Annotated in this window: 5 protein-coding genes and 1 pseudogene; 3 read left to right on the plus strand and 3 right to left on the minus strand. The window is 45.7% G+C overall.

What is annotated here, in order from left to right; translation table 11 throughout:
* From potC to potA, 3 genes and pseudogenes are all read right to left on the minus strand, one after another.
* Window positions 1-105, minus strand: a pseudogene (potC, locus tag MHN01_RS16930) (spermidine/putrescine ABC transporter permease PotC); the annotation flags it as partial.
* The gene (potB, locus tag MHN01_RS16935) at window positions 105-962 is read right to left on the minus strand and encodes a spermidine/putrescine ABC transporter permease PotB (RefSeq protein WP_239412417.1); all 858 of its coding nucleotides are present in this window, start codon (window positions 960-962) and stop codon (window positions 105-107) included. The gene potB and the pseudogene potC, both read right to left, overlap by 1 nt.
* The gene (potA, locus tag MHN01_RS16940; RefSeq protein ID WP_239412421.1) at window positions 946-2064 is read right to left on the minus strand and encodes a spermidine/putrescine ABC transporter ATP-binding protein PotA; all 1119 of its coding nucleotides are present in this window, start codon (window positions 2062-2064) and stop codon (window positions 946-948) included. The genes potB and potA overlap by 17 nt, the downstream gene beginning before the upstream one ends.
* Before the next feature lie 452 nt (window positions 2065-2516).
* Between potA and MHN01_RS16945 the strand changes: the two genes are divergently transcribed.
* The 3 genes from MHN01_RS16945 to MHN01_RS16955 form a co-directional block, all read left to right on the plus strand.
* The gene (locus MHN01_RS16945) at window positions 2517-3314 is read left to right on the plus strand and encodes a hypothetical protein (RefSeq protein WP_239412418.1); all 798 of its coding nucleotides are present in this window, start codon (window positions 2517-2519) and stop codon (window positions 3312-3314) included.
* On the plus strand, window positions 3311-4120 hold the full coding sequence (locus tag MHN01_RS16950; RefSeq protein WP_239412419.1) for a glucosaminidase domain-containing protein: 810 nt from the start codon (window positions 3311-3313) through the stop codon (window positions 4118-4120). The genes MHN01_RS16945 and MHN01_RS16950 overlap by 4 nt, the downstream gene beginning before the upstream one ends.
* Window positions 4121-4123: 3 nt before the next feature.
* Window positions 4124-4741, plus strand: a 618-nt coding sequence (locus MHN01_RS16955) for a DUF2987 domain-containing protein (RefSeq protein WP_239412420.1), incomplete at its 3' end; no start/stop codon positions are given.

Below are 4741 nucleotides of genomic sequence, written 5' to 3' on the forward strand. Positions count from 1 at the left end.
ACCAAACTTACTGGCATTAAAGGAGTTCACGATCAGAATAATAATCGGTGTATACAGGAAGGCATACACCACAGCCATCAGACTGAATTTAAATACGCGTCCCATTATTCCAGTTCCACTTTACGGTTAAGCAACTTGCCTGCACGGTAGTAGGCATACAACATGACAGCCATCGCCATGGTCAGGGCGATACTTGTTGCCGCGCCGAACGGCCAGTCACGGGCATTGAGAACCTGACTCTTGATGACATTACCAATCAAGAGGTTCTTCGCTCCGCCAAGCAGGTCAGAGACATAGAACATACCCAGTGCCGGTAATAATACCAGCAGACAGCCTGCGATAATGCCCGGCATTGTCAGCGGGATGATCACTTTGGTAAATGTCTGCAACTTATTGGCACCCAGGTCGCGAGCTGCCTCGATATAGTTATGATCCAGCTTTTCGATTGCCGAATAGAGCGGCAGGACCATAAACGGCAGCAGAATGTAGACCAGGCCAACCATCACGGCATACTCGGTGTACATAATGCGGATCGGCTTGTCGATAATGTCGAGATAGAGCAGGGCATTGTTGAATACACCGCGTGTTCCCAGCATGATTTTCAGGCCATAGGTGCGGATCAGCGAGTTGGTCCAAAAAGGAACAATCACCAGAAACAACATAAATGGCCGCCATTTGGTTGGCATCTTTGCAATCGCGTAGGCAAATGGGTAGCCGATAACCAGGCAGAGCAGGGTCGCCACCAGCGCCATATAGAACGAGTGCAGCATCACTTTGGCGTAAAGCGGATCGAATAACCGAATATAGTTATCGAGCGTAAACGTCATTTCTATCAGGTTTGCATCATCACGGGTAAGAAAACTGGTACCGATGATCATCAGGTTGGGAATAAAGACAAACAGTAATAACCAACCAACGATAACAGTAATGATGATGTTCTGAAGATTAAGCTTCTTGTTCATCTGCAAGTACCACTTCCCAACTTTCCACCCAGGTAATCGCCACTTTTTGGTCTAGAGAGTGATCAACGTCTGGATCATCTTCGTTGAAAAACTCGCTAACCATGACAGAAGTGCCAGACTCCAGCTCGACGACAGAATCAAGCGTCATTCCTTTATAAGTGCGCTCGCGTACATAGCCGACGATACCATTCGCCGTTTCGTCATTATTGATTTCTTCCAGGCGAATATCTTCCGGGCGCAGCAGGACTTTGACCTTGTCACCATTCTCAACGGGCAGTTTGCAGTGAAGAAGCGACGAGCGGCCCTCTACATTTGCCAGAATACGGTTTTCGTCAAGACGCTCTTTAACCGTCGCATCAAAGACATTGATCTCGCCAATGAAGCGTGCAACAAACAGGTTCTTTGGCTCTTCGTAGATTTCACGGGGTGAGCCATCTTGTTCGATGTTTCCGTCACGCATAACAATGATGCGATCAGACATCGACAGGGCTTCTTCCTGATCGTGGGTAACGAAGATAAAGGTGATCCCCAGTTTACGCTGTAGCTGCTTAAGCTCTATCTGCATCTGCTTACGTAGTTTGTAATCAAGCGCAGACAAAGACTCATCCAACAGCAGTACTTTTGGTTTATTGACAACGGCGCGGGCAATCGCGACACGCTGCTGCTGTCCACCAGATAGCTGATGAGGTTTGCGAGAGGCAAAACTCTCAAGCTGCACCATACATAGCGCTTCAGTGACTCGAGGCTCAATTTCGCTCTCGGCTACCTTTTGCATGCGCAATCCAAACGCAACATTTTCAAATACCGTCATATGCGGGAATAACGCATAGCTTTGGAAAACAGTATTAACATGGCGGTTTTCAGCTGGGATCTTGGTGACATCCTGATTGGCAATCATCACCTGACCGGCATCAGCGTTTTCAAAACCGGCAATGAGGCGCAATACGGTTGTTTTACCGCAGCCTGACGGACCTAGGATAGTCAGGAATTCACCATCATTAACGTTCAGATCAAGACCAGTGATGATTTGCTTGCCATCGAAGCCTTTGCTCAGCCCTTTTAGCTGAATCACTGGTTTTTTAGTTGTTTGTGCAGCGTTCAATTCTACGTTATCTCCACCTAGGGGGTTCATTTTGTCACCCCAACAGAAAGGCTAATTTTAGGAGGCGCATAATAGACTCCTAACTTAGTAATTCAAAGCGTTTTTTTATGGTTTTTTTTGCTAATTTTCAGTGGTAAAAAAATATAAGCAAACCGATTAAAATGAATACTATGTTCAACGACATTTTTAACAATAAAAACAATAGCTAATCCTTGTTTCAGCTAGTGACCACAGCTATTGAGCAGAGATTAAAAACCTACTGGAAATTCTTTGTTGAGACTAACCTGGAAGCAGACTCGGTAACATAATTGATGAAGTGTGCTTTTAGAGAGCGGTTAATGGATTGCTTTATTAATACCTTTTTAACAATTTAGTGCTAGTTCGATTTTTATATAGAGGCCGGCTAGCGTACAATCACGTCACTATGATTACTGATTAGTTGATAAAACAGAATGAACAACAAAACTTTCCATGTCGGTGGCTCGATCGATAAAGCCCTGAAGGGGGACTCTGAACTTCAGGCTTTTGCAATACTTCAGGAAGCCTGGAAGGTAACGGCCAAGAATTTCCTCTCGTTTCTGCCTGCCATCATCGGCTTGTTTCTGGCACAGGTTGCGCTTCTGATGCTTGGTCTTCAGGTGCAGCTTGGTGATGCCTCATTGTTTTTTGAAGCCATTGTGGCTGGCGGTGAGATTTCTTCAGACATTGTTCAAGCTGGTTACATGGCGAACTTCTGGTCAGATGTATTGAGTGCTCCGCTATATGTAGGCGTTAGCCTGATGGCGTTGAATCATGCTGTAGGTCTGCCAACCAAGCCCAGTCACCTGGTTAAGGGGTTCTCGTTTACCCTGGTTTCTGTTGTGACCATGTTGTTGACTTCCTCGCTGCAGGGGATCGGAAATGCTATTTTCCCGATAATCGGTTTGTTCCTGTCTATGGGCTTTAGCCTGGCGATCATCCTGGTGTGTGAAAAGCGCATTACTCCGCTGAAAGCGATTCAGTACTCTCTGGTTGCAACAGTCAGAAAGCTTATGCCGATGACTGCGATTTATCTCGTCGTATTGATCATGTTCTTCATTTCTTTTGCAACAGCCGGCGTCGGTCTGATTTGGACAATACCTTTCTTCTTTAATGTTAAGGGGCTTGTCTACCGTAATCTGTTTGGTATTACGCTGCAGGTAACTTCAATGAAAAAGGGCAGTGACGACGACACTACAACATCAGACGACTCTGAGGTCTTTAACGCGTGATAAAAACAACAAGGAACAACCTTGCGCTATTGGCGCTGATTACAGGCCTTGCAGGCTGTGGCGAAACACCACCAGAGAACCTTTTAACAGAAGCTGTCGATGATACGGAAATAAAAGCTTCATATACATCCAAACCCGATTTCAGAACCTTTAAGGATGTAAACCAGAAGAAAGCAGCTTTCTTTGATTTTCTTCGACCTGCTGTTGAGCATGAGAATAAGCAGGTTGAAAGAGAGCGGCAGTTTTTGTTGAGCATTCAGGCCAAGCTTGACTCGGAAGATAAGATCGATAGTGAAGAGTATGAGTACGCGGCCAAGCTCGGCAAAATGTATCAGGTTGCGCTAGAGGGAGATAGTGCGGCTAAAACTATCGCCAAGTCATGGCTCAATGAAATGTTGAAACGTGTCGATGTGCTACCTGAAGAACTTGTATTAAGCCAGGCCGCCAATGAATCGGGGTGGGGTACATCACGCTTTGCTGTTGAAGGTAATAACTATTTTGGTCAATGGTGTTATCGTGCGGGTTGCGGTTTAGTACCAGCTTCACGTACAAATGGCGCAACCCATGAAGTGGCGGTGTTTGATTCGGCGTATTTATCTGTACAGGCATACTTCATGAATGTGAACCGAAATCGCGCCTATTCTGATTTGCGTGATATTCGAGCGGCTCAGCGTCGTACCGGCCAGATTATTGAAGGTACCAAGTTAGCTGAAGGGCTAAACCGTTACTCAGAACGTGGTCAGGCATATGTAGATGAAATACAGTCCATGATCAAACATAACAATAAATATTGGCGCCAAGGATAAAGGATGAAGTTAACCCATTGGCTTTTAGCTGGCATGTTTGCCACAGCGTCTGTCTATGCTCAGGATGCTAGTGCCCAAAATATTGAAATGCGCTATAGCTCGCTCTATGGCAAGCTGAAACAGAATGTCAAAGAAGGCCATGAGGATGTGCGTATTGCCTTTTTCTTGTTAAATCAGGAAGACGGCACTGTTTGTACTGTTCATAAGGGCTCGATGCGCAAAGAAAAACACTACGAAGAGTTGGTGATCCCCGAGAACAATGAACTGGTTGTTCCCATCGACTCTAACCTGCGTCAGGCTAACCCGGATGTGACGTTTGTGATTGATGATGGAATCACTTGCGACCTTTCCATGCAGGTTATAGCCAACAAAGACTATGGGCAAAGTATTAACCAGGCGGAAATTGCTACCCTTGCTCCGCAGATGGATAAACTGTTATCTGATCTGGGCGGGATGTTCTCAAGCTGGTTTATGCCTGAAGTAGGTGGCGTTGTGGTTCATTTCGCACATGATGTCAGTGAGCCTATTCGTCTTTCTGGTGGCAAGACAATTTCGGTAAAGGATAACAAGGCGGTTATTAAGCTTGCTGAGCTTACCGAAGGTGAGGAAGTTAAGCTTCCT

It is taken from the genome of Photobacterium sp. OFAV2-7, from assembly GCF_022347985.1.
Classification (GTDB): domain Bacteria; phylum Pseudomonadota; class Gammaproteobacteria; order Enterobacterales; family Vibrionaceae; genus Photobacterium.

Coding starts and splice junctions, on each gene's coding strand:
- potB (WP_239412417.1), bottom strand. CDS start 962: ATGAACAAGAAGCTTAATCTTCAGAACATCATCATTACTGTTATCGTT.
- MHN01_RS16945 (WP_239412418.1), top strand. CDS start 2,517: ATGAACAACAAAACTTTCCATGTCGGTGGCTCGATCGATAAAGCCCTG.